Annotated in this window: 18 protein-coding genes and 1 pseudogene; 6 read left to right on the top strand and 13 right to left on the bottom strand. The window is 72.4% G+C overall.

All coding sequences use genetic code 11. The features are described from left to right. Positions 1–22: 22 nt before the first annotated feature. On the top strand, positions 23–1,231 hold the full coding sequence (locus ACTXG6_RS42215; RefSeq protein WP_445184910.1) for an MFS transporter: 1,209 nt from the start codon (positions 23–25) through the stop codon (positions 1,229–1,231). A 97-nt stretch (positions 1,232–1,328) separates the two neighbouring features. Here ACTXG6_RS42215 and ACTXG6_RS42210 read toward each other — a convergent pair whose 3' ends face one another. The 4 genes from ACTXG6_RS42210 to ACTXG6_RS42195 form a co-directional block, all read right to left on the bottom strand. After that, positions 1,329–2,246 carry an ABC transporter permease gene (locus tag ACTXG6_RS42210; protein WP_445184909.1) on the bottom strand — a complete coding sequence of 306 codons (918 nt, stop codon included), beginning with the start codon at positions 2,244–2,246 and terminating at the stop codon, positions 1,329–1,331. After that, a complete protein-coding gene (locus tag ACTXG6_RS42205) occupies positions 2,236–3,042 on the bottom strand; it encodes an ABC transporter ATP-binding protein (RefSeq protein ID WP_445184908.1) in 807 nt (268 codons plus the stop codon). Before ACTXG6_RS42205 ends, ACTXG6_RS42210 begins: the two co-directional genes overlap by 11 nt. A gap of 7 nt (positions 3,043–3,049) precedes the next feature. Continuing rightward, positions 3,050–4,129: an ABC transporter substrate-binding protein gene (locus ACTXG6_RS42200; protein ID WP_445184907.1), complete on the bottom strand. Its 1,080-nt coding sequence runs from the start codon at positions 4,127–4,129 to the stop codon at positions 3,050–3,052. A 68-nt stretch (positions 4,130–4,197) separates the two neighbouring features. Next, entirely contained in the window at positions 4,198–5,130 is a 933-nt protein-coding gene (locus ACTXG6_RS42195; RefSeq protein WP_445184906.1) for a sulfite exporter TauE/SafE family protein, read from the bottom strand. A gap of 268 nt (positions 5,131–5,398) precedes the next feature. On the opposite strand from ACTXG6_RS42195, the pseudogene ACTXG6_RS42190 reads away from it, so the two are divergent. Next, positions 5,399–5,734, top strand: a pseudogene (locus tag ACTXG6_RS42190) (RrF2 family transcriptional regulator); the annotation flags it as partial. Here the strand turns inward: ACTXG6_RS42190 and ACTXG6_RS42185 are convergent. The 6 genes from ACTXG6_RS42185 to ACTXG6_RS42160 all read right to left on the bottom strand — a co-directional run bounded on the left by ACTXG6_RS42185 (position 5,713) and on the right by ACTXG6_RS42160 (position 11,783). Continuing rightward, on the bottom strand, positions 5,713–6,666 hold the full coding sequence (locus tag ACTXG6_RS42185) for a sirohydrochlorin chelatase (RefSeq protein WP_445184905.1): 954 nt from the start codon (positions 6,664–6,666) through the stop codon (positions 5,713–5,715). The pseudogene ACTXG6_RS42190 and the gene ACTXG6_RS42185 sit on opposite strands and share 22 nt — an antisense overlap. Next, complete coding sequence (locus ACTXG6_RS42180) at positions 6,666–7,952, bottom strand: sulfate adenylyltransferase subunit 1 (RefSeq protein WP_445184904.1); 1,287 nt, start codon at positions 7,950–7,952, stop codon at positions 6,666–6,668. The genes ACTXG6_RS42185 and ACTXG6_RS42180 overlap by 1 nt, the downstream gene beginning before the upstream one ends. Continuing rightward, entirely contained in the window at positions 7,952–8,860 is a 909-nt protein-coding gene (gene cysD, locus ACTXG6_RS42175) for a sulfate adenylyltransferase subunit CysD (RefSeq protein WP_445190269.1), read from the bottom strand. Before cysD ends, ACTXG6_RS42180 begins: the two co-directional genes overlap by 1 nt. Before the next feature lie 11 nt (positions 8,861–8,871). Beyond that, the gene (locus ACTXG6_RS42170) at positions 8,872–9,639 is read right to left on the bottom strand and encodes a phosphoadenylyl-sulfate reductase (RefSeq protein WP_445184903.1); all 768 of its coding nucleotides are present in this window, start codon (positions 9,637–9,639) and stop codon (positions 8,872–8,874) included. Positions 9,640–9,879: 240 nt separating this feature from the next. Continuing rightward, the gene (locus ACTXG6_RS42165) at positions 9,880–11,601 is read right to left on the bottom strand and encodes a nitrite/sulfite reductase (RefSeq protein ID WP_445184902.1); all 1,722 of its coding nucleotides are present in this window, start codon (positions 11,599–11,601) and stop codon (positions 9,880–9,882) included. A 110-nt stretch (positions 11,602–11,711) separates the two neighbouring features. Then, positions 11,712–11,783 (bottom strand): putative leader peptide, encoded by a 72-nt coding sequence (locus ACTXG6_RS42160; RefSeq protein WP_445190268.1) that lies wholly within the window; start codon positions 11,781–11,783, stop codon positions 11,712–11,714. Between the two features lie 142 nt (positions 11,784–11,925). Here ACTXG6_RS42160 and hemW point away from each other — a divergent pair, with 142 nt between their 5' ends. From hemW to ACTXG6_RS42145, 3 genes are all read left to right on the top strand, one after another. Next, the gene (gene hemW / locus ACTXG6_RS42155; RefSeq protein WP_445184901.1) at positions 11,926–13,143 is read left to right on the top strand and encodes a radical SAM family heme chaperone HemW; all 1,218 of its coding nucleotides are present in this window, start codon (positions 11,926–11,928) and stop codon (positions 13,141–13,143) included. A gap of 421 nt (positions 13,144–13,564) precedes the next feature. Continuing rightward, on the top strand, positions 13,565–14,515 hold the full coding sequence (locus ACTXG6_RS42150; protein WP_445184900.1) for an aldose 1-epimerase family protein: 951 nt from the start codon (positions 13,565–13,567) through the stop codon (positions 14,513–14,515). 102 nt (positions 14,516–14,617) lie between these two features. Further along, positions 14,618–15,454 carry an alpha/beta fold hydrolase gene (locus tag ACTXG6_RS42145; RefSeq protein WP_445184899.1) on the top strand — a complete coding sequence of 279 codons (837 nt, stop codon included), beginning with the start codon at positions 14,618–14,620 and terminating at the stop codon, positions 15,452–15,454. Positions 15,455–15,518: 64 nt separating this feature from the next. On the opposite strand, the gene ACTXG6_RS42140 is transcribed toward ACTXG6_RS42145, so the two are convergent. Continuing rightward, positions 15,519–17,021, bottom strand: a complete 1,503-nt coding sequence (locus ACTXG6_RS42140) for a hypothetical protein (protein WP_445184898.1) — start codon at positions 17,019–17,021, stop codon at positions 15,519–15,521. Between the two features lie 86 nt (positions 17,022–17,107). Beyond that, on the bottom strand, positions 17,108–18,022 hold the full coding sequence (locus ACTXG6_RS42135) for a sucrase ferredoxin (RefSeq protein WP_445184897.1): 915 nt from the start codon (positions 18,020–18,022) through the stop codon (positions 17,108–17,110). Positions 18,023–18,394: 372 nt separating this feature from the next. Between ACTXG6_RS42135 and ACTXG6_RS42130 the strand changes: the two genes are divergently transcribed. Beyond that, positions 18,395–19,597 carry a JmjC domain-containing protein gene (locus ACTXG6_RS42130; RefSeq protein ID WP_445184896.1) on the top strand — a complete coding sequence of 401 codons (1,203 nt, stop codon included), beginning with the start codon at positions 18,395–18,397 and terminating at the stop codon, positions 19,595–19,597. A gap of 43 nt (positions 19,598–19,640) precedes the next feature. Here the strand turns inward: ACTXG6_RS42130 and ACTXG6_RS42125 are convergent, their stop codons facing one another. Continuing rightward, the gene (locus ACTXG6_RS42125; protein WP_445190267.1) at positions 19,641–20,486 is read right to left on the bottom strand and encodes an NAD-dependent protein deacetylase; all 846 of its coding nucleotides are present in this window, start codon (positions 20,484–20,486) and stop codon (positions 19,641–19,643) included. Positions 20,487–20,606: the final 120 nt, after the last annotated feature.

Below are 20,606 nucleotides of genomic sequence, written 5' to 3'. Positions count from 1 at the left end.
TCCGACGATCGAGAGGGAGTCAGTGACGGAGCTGATGGACGGCCCACGCACCGATGCGTTGGCCCGCGCCAGGAACGCCACGGCCGCCGCGTTCGCGCTGAACGGGCTGTGCTTCGCCTCCTGGCTGTCCCGGACGCCGTCCGCGCGGGACACCCTGTCGCTGACCACCGCGCAGCTCGGGTTGCTGCTCCTCTGCCTGTCCGGGGGAGCGTGCCTCGCACTGCCCGTGTCCGGGCCGGTGGTGCACCGGCTGGGCCCCGGGCGGGTGGTGCTGTTCGGGTCGTTCGGCGTCGGGCTCGGGCTGCTCGCACTGGCCGCCGGGCTGGCCACCCGCACGGTGTGGCCGGCCGCCGTGGGCCTGGTGGTCACCGGCATGTGCATGAGCAACTGGGACGTCGCGATGAACGTGGCGGGCGCGGACGTCGAGCGGCGCCGGGGGAAGACCCTGTTGCCGAGGCTGCACGCGGCGTTCAGCGTCGGCACCGTGATCGGTGGTGCCGCCGGGGCCGCCTCGGCCGCCCTCGGCGTGCCGCTGACCGTGCAGGTGATCGTCGCCGCACTGCTGGCCCCGCTGACCATGTCCTTCGCCGTGCGGTCCTTCCTGCCGGTCGCCGAGGTTTCCCGGCCCGGCGGCGGGCGGACCTCCTCGGGCGGGCTGCGGACCTGGCTGGAACCCCGCACGCTGCTGATCGGGGTGCTCACCCTCACCTTCGCGTTCACCGAGGGCAGCGCCAACGACTGGCTCGCTCTCGCGCTGGTCGACGGCCACCACACCAGCGAGGTACTCGGCGCCCTCGGTTTCGGTGCCTTCGTCACCGCGATGACCATCGGCCGGCTCAGTGGCGGTGCCCTGCTGGAACGCATCGGCCGGGTCAATGCACTGCGCGCCACCGCGGTGCTCGCGCTTGCCGGGCTGTCCCTGGTCACCCTCACCGGCTCGGTCGTCTGGGTCCTCGTCGGCGCGCTGCTCTGGGGTCTCGGTGCCTCGCTGGGCTTCCCGGTCGGCATGAGCGCGGCGGCCGACGACCCGGCGCGGGCGGCGGCCCGGGTCGGCGTGGTCAGCTCGATCGCCTACACCGCGTTCCTCGCCGGCCCGCCGCTGATCGGCATCCTGGCCCAGCACACCGGCATCCTGCACGCCCTGTTCGTCGTACTCGGCGCACTGATCATCGGCCTGCTGGTCACCGGCGCGGTACGCCCACTGCCGGCCGCCGACGGCGACCGCCGGTAGCCCTCGACGGGGCTCGCACAGACCTGCCGCCGCCGGCACAGCGGTTGCAAGGTCTGCGCCCGCGGCACGGGGTCTGTGCCGGCCGTCGTGAGTGCGGCTACTTGCCGATCGCCAGGCCGCGGGCGCGCAGCACGCGGCGCTCCACCGGGCGGAAGACCAGCAGCTCGATGCCGACGCCCACGATCAGGATCAGGAAGATCGCGGCGATCACCTTCGAGATGTTGTTGAAGTTGCTGCCCTCTTCGAGGTACGCACCCAGCCCGATACCCAGCAGCGGGCCGGCCGCGATGATCTCGGCCGCCATCAGGGAGCGCCAGGAGAACGCCCACCCCTGCTTGCAGCCGGCCAGGTAACCGGGCAGCGCGGCCGGCAGCAGGATGTGCCGGGCGCTGCTCAGGCCCCGGGCGCCGAGTACCTGGCCGACCCGGGGCAGGATCGGCGGGATCTGGTCGATACCGGCGACGAGGCCGTTCGCGATGGACGGGATGGAACCGAGCAGCACGACGAAGTAGATCGTGGAGTTGGTGAGACCGAACCAGAGCACGGCCGCCGGCACCCAGGCCACCGACGGCAGGCTCTGCAGCCCGGACAGCAGCGGCCCGATCGCGGCGCGCACCACGTTGACCTTGGCCACCAGCAGCCCCAGTGGGGTGGCGATGACCAGGGCGATGAGGAAGCCGAGGAACGCCCGGCTGACCGAGGTCCACAGGATCGACCACACCGACCCGTCGCGCACCACCAGCATGAACTCGTCCCACACCGCGATGGGTGCGGGCAGCTTGAACTCCGGCCAGAACGCCGCCGCCCACAGGCCCTGCCAGATGGCCAGGAACAGCACCAGCGCGACCAGCGGGGGCAACCAGGCGGCCAGCGCACGGCGCCACCACGCTGTCCGCTGCACCGTCGGGGTGTCGAGCGCATCCAGCCCGGCGAGGGCGGCGGCCGAGTCGTCCACCGGGTTCGGGCGGGGCGGTTCGCGGTGCGCTGTGCCGACCTCGGTCAGGTCAGGCGGCATGGCGGGTGATGACCTCTCGCAGGCTCGTGGTGATCTCTTCGTGCAGGTCGCCGCCGGCGTTCGCCACGTCCCACTCGCCGGCCACGGTGCCCGGCCGGGACGACAGCAGCACCACCCGCTGGGCGAGCCGCAGCGCCTCCCGCACGTCGTGGGTGACGAACAGCACGGTCGTACCGGTGGCCTGCCAGACCCGCAGCAGCTCGCCCTGCAGCACGTCCCTGGTGATCGCGTCCAGTGCGGCGAACGGCTCGTCCATCAGCAGCAGGCCGCCGGCCCTTTCGTCGTCGGGGCTGGTGGTGGCGGCGAGCGCCCGGGCCAGCGCGACCCGCTGGCGCATCCCACCGGACAGCTCGTGCGGACGCTTGCGGGCCTGCCCGCCGAGGCGGACCAGCTCGAGCAGCTCCTGGGCCCGCTCCCGCCGGGCGCCGCGGGGCACGCCGCTGAGCTGCAGCGGCAGCTCGACGTTGCGCCCGGCATCCAGCCAGGGCAGCAGCGCCGGCTCCTGGAACATGAACGACGCCCGGGTGGTGTTCAGGGTCAGTTCGCCGGTGGTCGGCCGGTCCAGTCCGGCCACCAGGTTGAGCAGGGTGGACTTGCCACAGCCGGAGGCACCGAGCAGGCAGACGAACTCGCCCGGCCGCACGTCCAGGGAGACGTCGCGCAGCGCGGTGACCGCCGCCGCGCCGGTGCCGAACGTCTTGCCGACACCCGCGAGTCGCACCGCGAGCTCGTCCGTCCCGGACGGGTGGCGCTGTGCCGACACCTGGCCGGCCGCCTGGCCGATGGTCACCGTCATACCCGGATCACCTCTGAGCCTTGTCGAGGCCGGCGGCGTCCACCGTCGGCTTGCCGCTGGCCTGCAGGATCTTGTTGAGCTCGGTCAGGTCCAGGAAGCCGTTCAGATCGGTCGCGGCGGGCGCTACGCCCGCGGTCACGCTGTCCTTGGCCAGCTGGGGGAACGTCGAGGCCAGTGGGTCGAGTCCGAAGGAGAGCTCGGAGAACGCCCGGTCCAGCACGGCCTGGTTGAGCGTGGAGCCGGTCAGTCGCTTGATCGCGGCGTTGGTGACGGTCTTCGCGTCGGCCGGGTTGCTGGCGGCGAAGTCGATGGCCTGCTGCTCGCCGCGCAGCAGTGCGTCCACCGTGTCCGGGTGCTGTTCCAGGAACTCGGTCCGCACGATCAGCACGGTGGTGGGGAACTGGCCGTTCGGCCACAGCGTCTTCTCGTCGACCAGCACGGTCGCACCGGCCTGGACCACCAGCTGGGAGCTCCACGGCTCGGGCAGCCAGCCGCCGGCCACCTGACCGGACTTGAACAGGTCCAGCGTGCGGGGGTTGGCCAGGTTCTGCACGGTCACCGCGTCCGGGCCGGCGCCGATCGCCAGGTTCTTGCCCTTGAGCCACTTCTTCAGCGAGACGTCCTGGGTGTTGGCCAGCTGCGGGGTGGCGATGGTCTGGCCCTTGAGCTGCTCCGGCGTGGTGATCCCCGGCTTGACCACCAGCTGGGCGCCGCCCGAGGTGGAGCCGGCGATCAGCCGGACGGTGGCGCCCTTGGACTGGTCGAACGCGTTGATCGCCGGGCTGGAGCCGATGAACGCGGCGTCCAGTGAGCCGCCGAGCAGTGCGCTGACCTCGGGTGGGCCGGCGTTGAACTGCTGGGTGACCAGCTTGGTGCTGCCCAGCTCCTTGGCGAAGAAGCCCTTGTCCAGCCCGATCAGCGCCGGGGCGTGGGTGATGTTGGGGAAGTAACCCAGCCGCAGTTCGGCGGCCGCGCCCTGGTTGGCGGCGGCCGGCGCCGAGGAGCCCCCGCTGTCGGCGCGGGAGCAGGCGGTGAGTGCGGCCGCCGCGATCAGTACGAGGGCCAGGGGACGGAGGCTGCGCTTCATCTACTCAATCTCTATCGCTGGGGCAGGAACGAACGCCTGCCGAGCTCGTGGTGGGGTTCCGGGGGCGGTCAGTGGACGGGGTCGAGCTCGGGCGTGGTCGGGGTCGCGGTCGGATTCGGGGGCTCGGCGGCGCGGCGCCGGGGTGCGAGCAGGACCAGCACGACGAAGCCGACCGCGGCCCCGGCGATGATCACCGGCGTGCCCACCTTCAGCAGCGCGAGTGCGGAGGCGAGCAGCACCCCCGCGACCACCGGCCGGATCAGGGCCGCCGGGCCCCGCGCGGACAGCCGGGCGCCCAGGTAGACCCCGGGCAGCGCGCCGAGCAGCAGAGCGGCGGTCAGGGCGAACTGGACGTCACCGAAGATCAGGTGGCCGAGTGTCGCGGCGGCCACCAGCGGGATCGCCTGCACGATGTCGGTGCCGACCAGCTTGGCCGGCCGCAGGGTCGGGTAGGCCACCAGCAGCAGCGCGATGATCACCGAGCCGGCGCCGACCGAGGTCATGCCGACCGCGAAGCCACCGACCACGCCGATCGCCACCGTGCGCAGCGGCCGGACGACTATCGGCTGCTCGACGTCGACCGGGCGACCGGCGGCGGCATCACGGCGGCGGTTGCGGCGGTCGAGCAGCTGCCGCACCACCATCATCGCCACCGAGGCGCACAGCGCGACGCCGATGACCAGTTTGAGGTTGTCCTGGACGCCGGCGCGGTGGCCGATCACGCCGATGAGCACGGCACCGGCGAACGCCGAGGGCACCGAACCCGCGGTGAGCCAGCCGACGAGCCGCCAGTCCACGGTGCGCTGGCGCAGGTGCACGGCGCCGCCGACGGGCTTCATCACGAGCGAGGTGAGCAGGTCACTGGAGATCGCGGCCAGCGGCTCGACCCGGAAGAACAGCACCAGCAGCGGCGTCAACAGCGCACCGCCGCCCATGCCGGTGAGGCCCACCAGGAAGCCCACCAGTAGTCCGGCGACGGACAGCGAGAGGTTGACGTGCACGATCGGGTGCCTGCCTTACGACGACGACTGCGAGCGGCCGGGAGGGGCCGGCGCGGGGCGAACCGGGGTCAGCCGCTCGTCCGACAACATGCGGCGAGGATGCGCATCAGGTCGACGTGCAGCCGCCGGACCAGGAACGGACGGATCGTCCGGTCGGCCTCGAAGCGGGTCAGCACACCCCGATGCTGACATTCCTGAGCCGCTTAGTCAACAAAGTGTGAAGCAGCCGGCATGCCGTTGATCAGGGCGGATAGGTCAAGATGGCGGTGTGCAGATCTCGGCGAGGGCGGACTACGCGCTGCGGGCATTGTGCGTGCTGGCGAGCGCGCCGGAGCTCTGCGCGGTGAAGGCCGACGAGATCGCCGCCGCGCAGGGAATCCCGCGCACGTTCCTGGACGGGATCCTGGTCGAGCTGCGCCGGGCCGGCATGATCGAGAGCCGCCGGGGCCCCGACGGTGGCCACCGCCTCGCCCGTCCGCCCTACGCGATCTCCCTGGCCGACGTCATCCGGGTGACCGACGGTCCGCTCGCCCTCGTCCGGGGCCAGCGCCCGGAGAGCCACACCTACGACGGGCCGGCCCGTCACCTGCAGGACGTCTGGGTGGCGGTCCGGGCCAGCCTGCGGTCGATCCTCGAGCTGACCACGGTGGCGCAGGTGGTCGACGGCACGCTGCCGGACAACGTCGTCGCCCTGACCAGCCTGGACCGGTCCTGGCGGTCGGTCTGGCCGCCCGAATCCCGCTGAGCGGCGGCGAGGTAGCGGTCGATGACCACGGCGGCGACGTCGGCGTCCGGGCCGAGCGGCGCGGCGACGTGGGCCCGGGGGTCGACCGCCAGCGCGGCGCGGCCGACCCGGCGGGGGAGCAACCCGGGGGCGAGGAACCAGCCGGCGACCGCGATGCGCCCGGCACCCGCCGCCCGTAGCTGCTCGATCGCCTCGGGGACGGTGGGGGACAGCGCGGTGGCGAATGCGGCCACACAGCCGCTCCAGCGGTGCCGGGCCGCCCACGAGGAGGCGAGCCGGTCGACGGCGGCGTTGGCGCTCGCGTGCGAAGAACCGGTGGCCGCGAGCACCACACCCAGGTCGGGGGCGTCCAGCGGACCCGCGACCTCGGCGAGGCGGCGCAGCGCGGCGGCCGCCAGGCGGGGGTCACCGCCGAGCACGTCGGCGACGGTGAGCCGCAATCCGGGGTACCGGGCGGCCGCACCGGCCACCGCGCCCGGCAGGTCGACCCTGGCGTGGAAGGCATTGCCCAGCAGCAGCGGGACCACCACCGCCTGCCGGTACCCGTCGGCGGCGACGGCGGCCAGCACGTCGGGCAGCCTCGGGGTGCTCAGGTCGAGGAAGCTGAGCCGGACGTCGAGGTCGGGCCGTTGCACCCTCACCTGCTCGACGAGCGCGGCGATCGTGGCGGCCGACCGGGGGTCGCGGCTGCCGTGGGCAACCGCGACCAGCGCCGGCCGATCCGGGTCAGGCTCCGCGCCCGGCGACGTGCCCGGCGGTGCGAGCGACGAAGGCGACGACAGGAGCGGCATCAGCTGTTCGGCAGCGGCACGAGTGGGCTGCCCACCAGCCCGGCGGCCAGCGTGTTGCCGGTCGCCGGGTCGATCAGCAGGAACGCGCCGGTGGCCCTGCTCACCGCGTAGTCGTCCACCGGCAGCGGGTCGGCGGTGCGGATGCTGACCCGGCCGATGTCGTTGATCTCCAGCCGCTCCGGGACGCTGAGCGTGAGCGTGTCGGTGTCCAGCCGGTCGTGCAGCGTCCCGATGATCGCCTGGGTGACCCGGGTGCCGTGCTTGAGCAGCAGTCGCGCACCGGGGCGCAGCGGCTGCTCGGAGAGCCAGCACACGGTGGTCTCCAACTGGTCCGTGACGCGCGGCGGCTGGGCCGCGTCCACGATGACACTGCCCCGCGCCACGTCCAGGTCGTCGGCGAGCAGCACCGTGACGCTGCGCCCGGCGCCGGCCTCGGTGAGCTGGCCGTCCGCGGTCTCCACCGCCGTGACGGTGCTGCGCAGCCCTTCCGGCAGCACCAGCACCTCCTGGCCGGGCCGCACCACGCCGGCCGCGACCTGGCCCGCGTAGCCGCGGTAGTCCGGGTGCTCGGCGGTGCGCGGGCGGATCACGTACTGCACCGGGATACGCAGCGGGGCGTCCAGGTCGGGGCTGACCACCGGCACCGACTCCAGGTGCTCGAGCAGCGTCGGCCCGGAGTACCACGGGGTGTTCGCCGAGGCCTCCACCACGTTGTCGCCGACCAGCGCGGACACCGGGATGGTCACCACCCGGTCGGCCGGGTAGCCCAGCGCCGTGGTCAGGCCGTTGAAGTCCTTGGCGATCGCGGTGAACACGGCCTCGTCGTAGCCGACCAGGTCGATCTTGTTCACCGCGAGCACCAGCTGGGGCACCCGCAGCAGCGCGATCACGGCGGCGTGCCGCCGGGTCTGCTCGACCACGCCGTACCGCGCGTCCACCAGCAGCACCGCGAGCTCGGCGGTGGAGGCGCCGGTCACCGTGTTGCGGGTGTACTGCACGTGCCCGGGGGTGTCGGCCAGTACGAACTCGCGCTTCGGGGTGCCGAAGTAGCGGTACGCCACGTCGATGGTGATGCCCTGCTCACGCTCCGCGCGCAGCCCGTCCACCAGCAGCGACAGGTCGGGGGTGGACAGCCCCTTGTCCACCGAGGCGCGCTGGACGGCCTCGATCTGGTCGGCGAGCACCGACTTGGTGTCGTAGAGCAGCCGCCCGACCAGGGTCGACTTGCCGTCGTCCACACTGCCCGCCGTGGCGAACCGCAGCAGGTCCTTGGGGGTGTCCGGCATTAGAAGTAGCCCTCCCGCTTGCGGTCTTCCATGGCGGCCTCGGACATCCGGTCGTCCGCGCGGGTGGCTCCCCGCTCGGTCAGCCGGGAGGCGGTGACCTCGGCGATCACCTCGTCCAGCGTCGTCGCGGTGGACTCCACCGCGCCGGTGCAGGAGCCGTCCCCGACCGTGCGGTAGCGGACCGTTTTCAGCTCGAGCGCTTCGCCGGCGCGCGGGCCGCCCCACGGGCCCTCGGCCAGCCACATCCCGTCGCGGCGGAACACCTCGCGCTGGTGGCTGTAGTAGATGGAGGGCAGCTCGATGTTCTCCCGCTGGATGTAGCGCCAGACGTCCAGCTCGGTCCAGTTGGAGATGGGGAACACCCGGACGTGCTCACCGGGGGCGTGCCGGCCGTTGTAGAGGTTCCACAGCTCCGGGCGCTGCTTGCGCGGGTCCCACCGGCCGAAACCGTCGCGCAGGCTGATGATCCGTTCCTTGGCCCGCGCCCGTTCTTCGTCCCGGCGGCCGCCGCCGAAGACCGCGTCGAACCGGTTGGCGTTGATCGAGTCCAGCAGCGGGACGGTCTGCAGCGGGTTGCGGGTGCCGTCCGGGCGCTCCACGAGCCGGCCGTCGTCGATCCAGTCCTGCACGTGCGCGACCACCAGGCGCAGCCCGAGCTTCTCCACCAGGCCGTCCCGGAAGTCGATGACCTCCTGGTAGTTGTGCCCGGTGTCCACGTGCAGCAGCGAGAACGGCACCGCGGCGGGCGCGAACGCTTTCACCGCCAGGTGCACCAGCAGCGTGGAGTCCTTGCCGCCGGAGAACAGGATCACCGGGCGGTCGAACTCGCCGGCCACCTCCCGGAAGATGTGGATCGCCTCGGACTCCAGCGCGTCCAGTGCGTCGAACCTGCTCTCGGCCTGCGTCACAGCCGGCGCGCTCACGCGTGCAACCCGCACTCGGTCTTGGCCCGCCCGGCCCAGCGGCCGGCGCGTTTGTCCTCGCCGGGCAGCGGCTTGCGGGTGCACGGCGCACAGCCGATCGACGGGTAGCCGTCGTCCACCAGGGGGTTCACCAGTACTCCGTGGTCGGCGATGTAGGTGTCCATCTCCTCGTCGGACCAGGCCGCGATCGGGTTGATCTTGACAAGGCCGAACTTCTCGTCGTAGGTGACCAGCGTGGTGTTCGCCCGGGTCGGTGCCTCCACCCGGCGGACCCCGGTGACCCAGGCGTCGTAGCGGGCGAGCGTGTTCTGCAGCGGTGCCACCTTGCGCAGTGCACAGCACTGGTCCGGCTCCCGGGCGAACAGGTCCTTCCCCAGCAGGCTGTCCTGCTCGGCGACGGTGTGCTCGGCCCGCGCGTTCACGATCCGCACGTCGTAGACGGTCTCCACGGCGTCGCGGGTACCGATCGTCTCCGCGAAGTGGTAGCCCGTCTCCAGGAACAGCACGTCCACGCCGGGGCGTGAGGCCTGCTCGCAGGGCCGAACCCTCGATACAGCCTTGGCCGCCAGGTCCACCAGCGCGGCGTCCTGCATGTTCGACGCCACGATGAGGCCCCGGCCGAACGTGGCCGCGGCCCAGTCCAGCACCTGCTCGGCCGTCGCGTCCGGGCCGAGCTCCCGCGCGCCCTGCTCCGCGATGGACCGCAGCTCCTCAGCGCTCCGAGTCCGACCGGGTGTCTCCACCTCGGTGCTCGACACACTCATTTCTTGACCGCCCCTGTGTTGTCTAGAGAAGGCACACCGATCCCGACCAACTTCACCGCGAACGTCCGCAGGCATCCCGCGCAACGCCATGCGCCGTGTGGTTCTTCCACCGGCCGCAGATCTTCCTCACCGCAGTACGGGCAGTAGAACGGAACAGCACGCTCGCTCACCGATCTCCCTCGCTGCGCTCGGTCGGCGATGAGGGCGCTCGCTGTGACGCTGGCTCGCTCGCAAGCTCGCTCACTGCAAGTCCGATTCGTCCGCGCGGGCCACCCACTGGGCGAACCGCTCGCCGCTGTCGCGCTCCTTGACGTACTGGCGGACCAGCCGGTCCACGTAGTCGCCCAGCCCGCTGGAGCTCACCTTCAGCCCCCGCAGCTTGCGGCCGAAACCGGCGTCCAGCCCGAGCCCGCCGCCCAGGTGCACCTGGAAACCGGGCACCTGGTTGCCGTCCGAGTCGGTCATGATCTGACCCTTGAGACCGATGTCGGCCGTCTGGGTGCGGGCGCACGCGTTCGGGCAGCCGTTGAGGTGGATGGAGATCGGCTGGTCCAGGTCCGCGATGTCGGCCAGCCGGCTCTCCAGCTCGGTGACCAGCGTGGCGGCCCGGCCCTTGGTCTCCACGATGGCCAGCTTGCAGAACTCGATGCCGGTGCAGGCCATCGTGTTGCGCCGCCACGACGACGGCTTGGCGTGCAGCCCCAGCCCGGTCAGCTCGTCGATCAACGGGTCGACTTGAGAGTCGGCCACGTCCAGCACCAGCAACTGCTGCTGCACGGTGGTGCGCAGCCGGCCGGAACCGACCCGCTCGGCGGCCTCGGCGACCTTGATCAGCGTGGTGCCGGAGACCCGGCCGGCGATCGCGGCGGCGCCGACGTAGTTCAGCCCGTCCACCTGCTTGTGCACGCCGATGTGGTCGCGCGGGCCGAGCCAGTGCTCCGGGGCCGGCCCGTCGACCAGCGGCCGCTTCAGGTACTCGGTCTCGAGAACCTCGCGGAATCGTTCAGCACCCCAGTCCGCGATCAGGAACTTGATCCGGGCGCGGTGCCGCAGCCGCCGGTAGCCGTAGTCCCGGAACAGCCCGACAACGCCGGCCCACACGTCCGCGACCTCGTCCAACGGAACCCAGGCACCCAGGCGGACGCCGAGCTTCGGGTTGGTCGACAGCCCGCCGCCGACCCACAGGTCGAACCCCGGGCCGTGCTCGGGGTGCCGCACGCCCACGAACGCGATGTCGTTGATCTCGTGCACCACGTCGTGGCGGGGTGAACCGGAGATCGCCGACTTGAACTTGCGCGGCAGGTTGGAGAACTCCTTGCTGCCGATGTACTTCTCGACGATCTCCCTGATCGCCGGGGTGCCGTCGATGATCTCGTCGGCCGCGATGCCGGCCACCGGTGAGCCGAGGATCACCCGGGGGCAGTCACCGCAGGCCTCGGTGGTGTAGAGGCCGACCGCCTCCAGCTTCTCCCAGATCGCCGGCACGTCCTCGATCTGGATCCAGTGCAGCTGGACGTTCTGCCGGTCGGTGATGTCGGCGGTGTCCCGCGCGTAGTCCCGGGCGATCTCTCCGACCACCCGCAGCTGCTCGGAGGTGAGCGCCCCGGAGTCGATGCGGACCCGCATCATGAAGTAGCTGTCGTCGAGCTCCTCGGGCTCCAGCGCGCCGGTGCGGCCGCCGTCGATGCCCGGCTTGCGCTGCGTGTAGAGCCCCATCCAGCGGAACCGGCCGCGGAGGTCGCCGGGGTCGATCGAGTCGAAGCCACGCTTGGAGTAGATGTTCTCGATCCGGGCCCGGACGTTGAGGGCGTCGTCGTCGCGCTTCGCCCGCTCGTTCGGGTTCAGCGGCTCCCGGTAGCCGAGCGCCCACTGGCCCTCACCGCGACGGCGCTTCACTGGCGCCGCCCGGCGGGCCGGCGCGGCGGCGCGCTCGGTCGCGCCGGCTGGTTGTGGTGGAACCATCTGGCTCAGACCTCCAGGTCGCGGCAGGGAACACGCGGCAGACCTGGGCAAAGAAGCACCAGCCGACCGGCTTCCCGGCCGTTGTCACTCGTGGTGGGATTCGGCGCGGGTTAGACGGTAAGCCGGCACAACGCGCTGGAGACGCGCTGGAAGTCGACATGGCGGCGGGCCACCAGTCGCATGTCCAGGGCGCACGTCACAATGTCCAGAGTGCCATCAGAGTGGGCCTGCTGACTACCCGCACCACGATGTTGGGAGAGCAGTCACAATGGAATTGATCAGTCAAATCGACCGGCAATTCGGCGGATACTTGATGGGTATTGTATGGATTTGGCAACGGTGACCACGCCGCCCGAGTCGTTCGGGTTACCGGGCGAGGCCCGGGGCGGGCTCGGCACTCGGCCGTTCGGGGTATACGTCCACGTACCGTTCTGCGCCACCCGATGCGGCTACTGCGACTTCAACACCTACACACCGTCCGAGCTGGACGGCTCGGGCGCCTCGCCGGCCGGCTGGCTGGACGCGGTGCGCGCCGAGCTGGACCTGGCCGCACGGGTGCTGGGCTCCCCGCCGCCGGCCGAGACGGTGTTCGTCGGTGGCGGCACCCCGTCGTTGCTCGGTGCGCGGGGGCTGGCCGACGTGCTGGCCGCCGTGCGGAGCTCGTTCGGGCTGGCGCCCGGCGCCGAGGTGACCACCGAGGCCAACCCGGAGTCCACCTCGGCGGAGTTCTTCGCCGGGATCGCCGACGCCGGCTACACCCGGGTGTCGCTGGGCATGCAGTCCACCGCGCCCGGGGTGCTCGCCGTGCTGGACCGCCGGCACACCCCCGGCCGGCCGGCCGCCGCCGCGCGGGAGGCCAGGGACGGCGGTATCGGGCAGGTCAGCATGGACCTGATCTACGGCACGCCGGGGGAGTCCGACGACGACCTGCGGCACTCGCTGGAGGCGGTGCTGGCCGCCGGGGTGGACCACGTCTCGGCGTACGCGCTGATCGTCGAGGACGGCACCGCACTGGCCCGCCGGATCCGCCGCGGTGAGCTGGCCGCCCCGGACGACGACGTGGCGGCGGACCGCTACGAGCTGGTCGACGACGTGCTGTCCGCCGCCGGACTGCGCTGGTACGAGGTGTCCAACTGGGCGACCTCGGACGACACCCGGTGCCGGCACAACCTGGGCTACTGGCGCGACGGTGACTGGTGGGGCGCCGGGCCGGGGGCGCACAGCCACGTCGGCGGGGTGCGCTGGTGGAACGTCAAGCACCCGGCGCGCTACGCCACCCTGCTCGGCGCGGGGGAGTCGCCGGCCGCCGGGCGGGAGGAGCTGTCCGTGGCCGAGCGCCATGAGGAGCGGGTGATGCTCGGGGTGCGGCTGGCCGAGGGGCTGCCGGTGCGGGATCTCGACGAGGCCGGTCGGGCGGCGGCCGCCCGTGCCGCCGGCGACGGCCTGCTGGTGCCCGCCGACCTGGCCGCCGGGCGCGCGGTGCTCACCCGGCGCGGCCGGCTGCTCGCCGACGCGGTGGTGCGCGCCCTGCTCGGCGGCTAGCCGGGGTCCTGAATGGTGCCGCTCGTCGCGAGCGGTGATCCAGTGGGATGGCTCGCAAGGCGGTGTCGTCGATCGGCTTGATTTGCGCAGGCGCACGCGAGGCTCGCGGTCATGATCGGCAGACCGCCGCCGGGTGGGGCTCAGTCTGTGGTCGGGCTGGAACCGCCGGGGTCACAGTCGGTGACCGGCCGATCGAATCCGGCTGCTGACCCGGGAGTGGGCTGCGTCGAGAGCAACGTGAGTCTGGTTCTCGGCGAAAATTACCGGACTGAGGTAGGTCTCGGTAACGATGGACGCACCAGGATCGACACTGGGCCCGCCTTGTCGGTAACTCGGCGTTAACCTCCGGCATTACGGCGGTGTTTGTGTCCTGTCCCGTGATTGGCGAGGTCGGCGGTGGCCGGGTGTGGGAAAGTGGTGCGTGAAGATCGCACCGTCCGGGGAACAGTTCAGCATCGCCGACGGCCCGCACCGGGCCACCGTCGTCGAGGTAGGCGGCGGTGTCCGGGAGTACACCCACCGGGGCCGGCACGTGCTCGACGGCTACGCCGAGGACGAGATGTGCTCCGGCGGCCGCGGCACCCCGCTGATGCCGTGGCCGAACCGTCTCGCCGACGGCGCCTACACCTTCGGCGGCGCCAGCTACCAGGTACCGCTCTCCGAACCGGGCCGGCACAACGCCATCCACGGCCTGCTGCGCTGGCGCAACTGGACCCGGCGGGCGGGCGACGAGGCCAGCGTGGTGCTCGGCACCGTGCTGCACGCGCAGCCGGGTTACCCGTTCCCGCTGGACGTCGAGATCGAGTACTCGCTTCTCGATGCCGATGCCGATGCCGATGCCGCTGGTTCCGGGCGCCGGCCCGGGCTCACCGTCACGACCACCGCCACCAACCTCGGTGACAGACCCTGCCCGTTCGCCAGCGGCCAGCACCCGTACCTGGCCCCGGGCGTCCCGACGGTCGACGGGGCCACCCTGCACCTGGTCGCGGAGCGCTGGGTCCCCACCGACGAGCGGGGCCTGCCCGCCGGGGTCGAGCCGGTGGCCGGCTCGGCGCTCGACTTCGCCACCCCGCGCCCCATCGGCGACACCGCGATCGACCACGCCTTCACCGGGTTGGCGCGGGACGCCGACGGCCTGGCCTGGGTGGAGCTGAGCAGCACGGACGGCTGGCGGACCCGACTCTGGGCGGATCGGCACTACCCGTACATCCAGTTGTTCACCGGCGACACCCTCGGCCCGGACCGGCGCCGGCGTGGCCTGGCCGTCGAGCCGATGACCGGCGCGCCCAACACGTTCCGGTCCGGCGACGGGCTGGTCGTGCTGGGGCCCGGTGAGTCACTGCGCACCGCGTGGGGGGTCCAACCCGGCTGAGTGGTCCCGGGCCGGTGGTGCCGGGCCGGCCGGAAAATAGCGGGCGACCCCGGCCGGCGACTCGGTAGCGTGCACCCATCGTGGGGTCCTGAGGGGGGCGGCATGCCGGAGGTCACTGAACTGGATCTGACGCTGAGCTCGGGGACCGTGCACGCGCAGCGGTCCGGCCCGGTCGGCGCCCCGCTGGTGCTGTGCGTGCACGGGCTGTCGGCCAACATGCACGCGTTCGACTACCTGATCGAACGGTTCGCCGGGTCGGACCGGCAGGTGGTCGCCATCGACCTGCGCGGGCGCGGCCGCAGCGAGATCACCCCGCCGGGCAGCTACGGGCTGACCGCGCACGCCAGGGACGCGCTCGAGGTGGCGGAGCAGCTCGGGGCCGAGCGGTTCGACTACGTCGGCTGGTCGCTGGGCGCGCTGGTCGGGATCACCGCCGCCGGAATCGCCGCCGAACGACTGCGCAGCCTGACCATGATCGACCACTGTGGGACGGTCGACACCGCCGCGTATGGGGCGGTCCGCGCCGGGCTGAACCGGCTCGACGCGGTGGTGGACGACCCGGCGGACTATCTGGCCGCGGTCCGTGGCGGCGGGGTCGTCACACCGTGGAACGAGTACTGGGAGCGGGTCTACACCTACGAGCTCGGTGAGCGGGACCAGCGGTTCTCCCCGGTCACGAGCAAGGCGGCCTGTCAGGAGGATCTCGAGTTCGCCTCCACCGGCGAGGTGACCGGCGGCTGGGCGAAGGTGACCATGCCGGCGCTGCTGCTGCGCGCGACCGTCCCCTTCGGCGGCGGGCTGATCGTCTCCGAGGCCGACGCGGTCGCCTTCCAGCGGGCGGCCCCCGGGCTGCGGGTGATCGAGGTGGACCGCAACCACTTCGGGATCATGACCGACGACGGCGCGGCGACCGCGATCCGCGAGCTGCTCGACCGGTAGCCCTCCGCCGTGCTGGCCAGTGCCAGCGTCCTGGCCGGCGGTCTGGTCGGCGGTCAGTGGCTGCTCAGTGGGAGCAGTCCAGCTCGGGTTGCACCGAGGCCTGGCGCAGCGCCGGCCGCAGCACCTGGAGGGTGACCAGCGGGTCCAGCGTGCTGGCGGTGTCGGGGTTCCACTGCCGGCTGACCTCGATCTGGGTGTGGCCGCCCTGGACCTGCGTGCTGATCGCCGGCCCGGTCGCGGTGTCGCCGGTCCAGCCGTAGGTCACGGTGCCCGCCTCGCCGTTCGTGGTGATCACGCCGAGCAGGCTGCAGCCGGTGCCGCTGCGCTGCGCCCACAGCACCACCGACTGGATCTTCAGTGCGCTCGCCTCGGTGTTCCGGGTCACCAGCAGCACCAGGTCGGCGGCGGCCGCCACCAGGGTTATCACCACCAGGCTGACGAGCAGGACCAGCCGCCAGCGCGGGACCTGGTCCCGCTTCGCGCCCCGTGCCTTCGGGTCGGGTTCCCGCGCGGCGGCCGGAATGGCCCAGGGAGCGTCCGCATCGGGCGCCGGCCGGGTGCGGTGTCCGGCCGAGGGTGGGGCGCCGAAGTCGGCGTGCGTGTCATAGCGCGGCTCGACCGGCTCGGCCACCGCCGGCTCGACCGCTTCGGCCGGTGCGGCCACCACCGGCTCGGCCGCCTCGACCGGTGGGGGCACCGCCGCCTCGGCTGGCACCTGCGGCACCGGCGGCTCCACCGGCTCGGCCGGCATCGGCGGCACGGCGGCCGCCGCGGGAGGCTCGGTGGGTGCGGGCGGCGCCGGCTGGGCACGGCGCGACTGCGGCCGTCTGGGCGGGCGGACCTCACCCCGGCCCACCGCGTCGAGCTCGTCCTTGGCCGCCTGGGCGAGGGTGTCCCGCCGGGCGGCGTGGGCCAGCCCGCGGAGTTGGTCGAAGCCGCCGGCCAGTCCGGTGGGGCCGTTGGCCGCGTACACCGCTCTGGCGAGCGCGGCGGCGGACACCAGGTCGTCGCCGCACCAGCGCTGGGCGAGCAGCTCGGCGAGCAGCGCCCAGGAGCTCACGTCGCCGGCGGCGGTGGCGTTCTTGTTGGTGCCCCAGTCGGTGAGCAGTGCCGCGCCGTCCTGCCCGATCAGGATCGAGCGGGCGTCCAGCGCGCCGTGCGGCAGGCCGGCCCGGTGGGTCGTGAGCAGCGTGGCGGCCACGTCGGACAGCAGCGCGGCGGCGTTGCCCGGTTCGCGGTGTGCGCCGTCCTCGAGCACGTCGGCGAGCGTCGGGACCGCGGCCGCCCGGGTCACCAGCCAGTTACGGCCGGCCTGTTCGAGCAGTGCGGGGTTCGGGGTCAGCACACCGGGCAGGTTGAGCTCGGCGAGCCGTTCGATGGTCGGGACCAGTGTCCGGAGATCGACACCGGGGTGCACCAGCAGCAGGCCGGCCGGCTGCTGGTCCGGGCCGACGGCGGGGAACCAGGTACCGGCGGTGGTGGTGCGCAACCGGGCGCCCCGGCGGTAGTCGCCGACCCTGGGCGCCTCTCTGGTGAGCCGTTGGCCGGCACTACTCGGGCTGGTCATCGCGGGCTTGACGATACGGGTAGACGAAGAGCGCATCCAGCGTTACCGAGGGTGACATTCCGGTCCGGGCCGGACCGGGACACCGTTCAGGCTGGCACGGCGGTGCGCAGGTCCAGCACGTCGAACCGGTGCGGGTGGGCCTCGCCGGAGCAGAGCGAGTGACCGTGCACGCCCATCGGGCGGCGGCGGACCACGACCTGGAACACGGTGTCACCCGCCCGCACCTCGATCGTGGCCTGGTTGCCGTCGGCGTGCACCGGTCCGGCCATCACCTCGTCCAGCCCGAGCAACCCGGTCCGTTCCCGCACCGCGATCTCGGCGACCTGGGCGAACGGGTCGGTGCCGACCCGGCCCCGCAGGTTGTCCAGCGCCACCTCGCCGCGCAGTGCGGCACGCGCCACCGGCTCCGCCGAGGACGGGTCGAGCTGCCCGTACATGAACCCGTGCGGGGCCACCAGCAGGTTGCCGGCCCAGCGGTCGCCGCCGAAATGAGTGCACTGCCAGGTGCGTTCGGGGTACTGGACGGCCAGTGCGTCCGCCACCGGGCGGCCCAGCATCGCGCAGCAGGCGTCCTTGCGGCCGTGCACGCAGACGAGCAGCAGCGGGCCGTCGACCGGCTCGCCGAACCCGCCGGTGCCCTCGGCGATCGCGGGCAGGTCGAGCGCGGCCAGGTCGGAGTAGTCGTTGATGTCCAGGCGCTCCAGCCAGCGCCGACCGGGGCGGCAGCCGCCGGCGAACACAGTGGGCCGACTCGGCGCCGCGTTGCGGCCGGGCTTGCGGATCACCAGCGAACGCAGCCCGAGCTCGACGTGCAGCTCGTCCATCCGCTCCGGAGCCCCCGGCCCGAAGGCGTCGGTGAGCAGCCGTTCTCGCACGTCGACAGGCCACGGGCCGGTGTGCTCGATGAGTAGCACCGACTTGATCCTGGACGCGGTCCCGGTCGGCCGCTCGCCCAGTTGCCGGGCGAGCGCCGCGCAGTGGGGCAGCTTGGTCGCGCTCACAGAATTAAGGCTAGCCTAACTCATGCGGACAGGTCGATCAGGGTGGTTGTTTTTCTTGACGGCCGAGCCGGTCACCCGCGTAGGTTACTGGTGGCCTGTTGCTGCGGCTCCAGGTGATCAACCGAACGGGTATGTCGGGTTCAAAAAATGGAGGCAACCATGGCTGAACAGGACGTTCTCTTGCTCGGGATCGAGGAGGACACCGTCGTCGCGCGCCGCGAGACGAATGGTGACAACGACGGCGGGGACCGCAGCTCGGACTTTGTCTGAGCGACCGCCTGATCGGACTCGCCGGGGGGCCGGCCTCACGCCGACCCCCCGGCGACCCGAAACGTTTCGTTCGGCACGTTGGGACGGCCAGAAAGTAGCTTGATGTCGACCGCACCCTTGTTCACCGGGCGTTTTGTGGAACTGGCCGGCGCCGATTTCGCCAGCGCGAGCCTCGGGCAGGATTTCGTCCGGGCCGAGGCCGGCGCCGACCGGGTGGGCGATCTGCTGACCTGGAGCGCGCTCAACGGGATCCTGAGCACCCACCAGCTGGTCGCGCCGCAGCTGCGGTTGTTCCGTGACGGTGCGCAGGTCCCGGTGGCCAGATATACCCGATCGGATGGCTCGGACAACAGCGCCGACGGCCGCCAGGTGCTGCTGCCTGACGCGCTGTACCGGGAGCTGCGGGCCGGCGCCAGTTTGGTGCTCGACTCCATCGACCAGCTCCACCCGCCGATCACCGCCGCCGCCGACGACCTCATGCGCCTGGTCCGCGAGCTGGTGCAGGTGAACCTCTACCTGGTGTGGGGCGACCACCAGGGCTTCGACACCCACTGGGACGACCACGACACGGTCATCGTGCAGCTGGCCGGCAGCAAGCACTGGACGGTGCACGGCCCGGGGCGGCGCTACCCGATGAAGGTGGACACCGGCCACGACCACGGCCCGCCCGAATCCGTCGTCTGGCAGGGCAACCTGGCGCCCGGCGACATCATCCACGTGCCGCGCGGCTGGTGGCACGCCGTCCGGGGCACCGGCGAGATGAGCATGCACCTGACCTTCGGGTTCACCCGGCGCACCGGGATCGACTGGGCGCGCTGGGTCGTCGAGCAGCTCTACAGCGAGGAGCTGTTCCGCCAGGACCTGCCCCGGTTCGGCGGCGCGGAGCAGCGCCGGGAGCACGAGGACGAGCTGGTGCGCACCCTGGTGAAGGTCATCACCGCGCACCGGCCGGCCGACTTCCTGGCCACCAGGGACCGGCGCTTCCCGCGCCGCCCGGAGATCAACCTGCCCTTCCCGGTGCGCTTCGAGATGCCGCCCGACGAGGCCGGTATCGAGGTCACCGCGCTGCTCGAGCTCACCGTCGAGTCCGCCGAACCGTCCGATGCCGGCGCGGTGAGCGTCACCGTCTCCGGCAAGACGTTCCGGTTCGCCGCCGTGATGGCCCCGATGCTGCGGCTGCTGGCCCAGGAGCGGGTGGTGACCGTGGCGCGGCTGCGCGCCGGGGCCGGCGAGCTGGACCCGGACCGCTTCGCCGCCGCCCTGGAGCTGTTGCTGCAACAACACCTGGTCGTCCTGCGGGACTGAGTGCCCGCGCTAGGTCAGTGCCCGCGCTAGGTCAGTGCCCGCGCTAGGTCCGGGCCAGCGCGGTGAGTACTTCCGAGCAGCCGCCGTCGACCTTGACGGTGGCGAACTCGTCGCCCCTGGTCCAGCCCCGGTTCACGATCACCACCGGGACGCCGAGCCGGTGCGCGCGCCGGACGAAGCGCAGCCCGGACTGCACGGTCAGCGAGCTGCCGGCGACCAGCAGCGCACCGGGGCGCGCGGTCTCCGGCACGAGCCCGTCGACCATCGCGTAACACAGCGCCACCCGCTCCGGCGGCACGTTCTCGCCGAAGAACACCACGTGCGGCTTGAGTACCCCGCCGCACACCGGGCAGTCCGCCAGCCGGAACCCGTCCACCGACTCGAGCCGGGCGTCGCCGTCCGGGGCGCTGGCCACCTCGTCCCCGTGCGCCTCGGCGAAGCCGGGGTTCAGCTCGGCGAGGCGCCGCTGCAGCTCGCCCCGGTCGCCCCGGCGGCGGCAGTCGAGACAGATCACGTCGGCCAGCCGCCCGTGCAGCTCGACCACGGCCCGGTGGCCGGCGGCCCGGTGCAGTCCGTCCACGTTCTGGGTGATCAGCCCGCGCAGCCGGCCGGCCCGCTCCAGCTCGGCGAGTGCGCGGTGGCCGGCGTTGGGCTCGGCGTGCCGCATCCGGGCCCAGCCCACGTGACTGCGCGCCCAGTAGCGGCGCCGCGCCTGCTCCCCGGAGCGGAACTGGTCGAACGTCATCGGGGTGGCCCTCGGTGAGCCGGGCCCCCGGTAGTCCGGGATGCCGGAGTCGGTGGAGAGGCCGGCGCCGGTCAGCCCGACCAACGGTCGCCCGGCCAGCAGCTCGATCGCCTCGCCCACTGCCTCGCCTACTGCCTCGCTCAGCTCCTCGCCCGGTGCCGGCCCGGCCGCCGTCGCCGCGCTGTCAACACCCGAATCAACCCGCACCTGACAAGACTAGAACTTCGCCGCGGTGGGCACCTTGTAGCTTGGGGTGAGCTCGGC

This window comes from Pseudonocardia sp. Cha107L01 (genome assembly GCF_052566575.1).
This window is presented reverse-complemented; position numbering and strand designations above follow the sequence as displayed.

Excerpts from the sequence above, each read along its gene's own strand:
- hemW (WP_445184901.1), top strand. The coding sequence starts at position 11,926 with ATGGATTTGGCAACGGTGACCACGCCGCCCGAGTCGTTCGGGTTACCG.
- ACTXG6_RS42130 (WP_445184896.1), top strand. The coding sequence starts at position 18,395 with ATGTCGACCGCACCCTTGTTCACCGGGCGTTTTGTGGAACTGGCCGGC.
- ACTXG6_RS42210 (WP_445184909.1), bottom strand. The coding sequence starts at position 2,246 with ATGCCGCCTGACCTGACCGAGGTCGGCACAGCGCACCGCGAACCGCCC.
- ACTXG6_RS42200 (WP_445184907.1), bottom strand. The coding sequence starts at position 4,129 with ATGAAGCGCAGCCTCCGTCCCCTGGCCCTCGTACTGATCGCGGCGGCC.
- ACTXG6_RS42165 (WP_445184902.1), bottom strand. The coding sequence starts at position 11,601 with ATGGTTCCACCACAACCAGCCGGCGCGACCGAGCGCGCCGCCGCGCCG.
- ACTXG6_RS42180 (WP_445184904.1), bottom strand. The coding sequence starts at position 7,952 with ATGCCGGACACCCCCAAGGACCTGCTGCGGTTCGCCACGGCGGGCAGT.
- ACTXG6_RS42170 (WP_445184903.1), bottom strand. The coding sequence starts at position 9,639 with ATGAGTGTGTCGAGCACCGAGGTGGAGACACCCGGTCGGACTCGGAGC.
- ACTXG6_RS42205 (WP_445184908.1), bottom strand. The coding sequence starts at position 3,042 with ATGACGGTGACCATCGGCCAGGCGGCCGGCCAGGTGTCGGCACAGCGC.
- ACTXG6_RS42145 (WP_445184899.1), top strand. The coding sequence starts at position 14,618 with ATGCCGGAGGTCACTGAACTGGATCTGACGCTGAGCTCGGGGACCGTG.
- ACTXG6_RS42140 (WP_445184898.1), bottom strand. The coding sequence starts at position 17,021 with ATGACCAGCCCGAGTAGTGCCGGCCAACGGCTCACCAGAGAGGCGCCC.
- ACTXG6_RS42185 (WP_445184905.1), bottom strand. The coding sequence starts at position 6,666 with ATGCCGCTCCTGTCGTCGCCTTCGTCGCTCGCACCGCCGGGCACGTCG.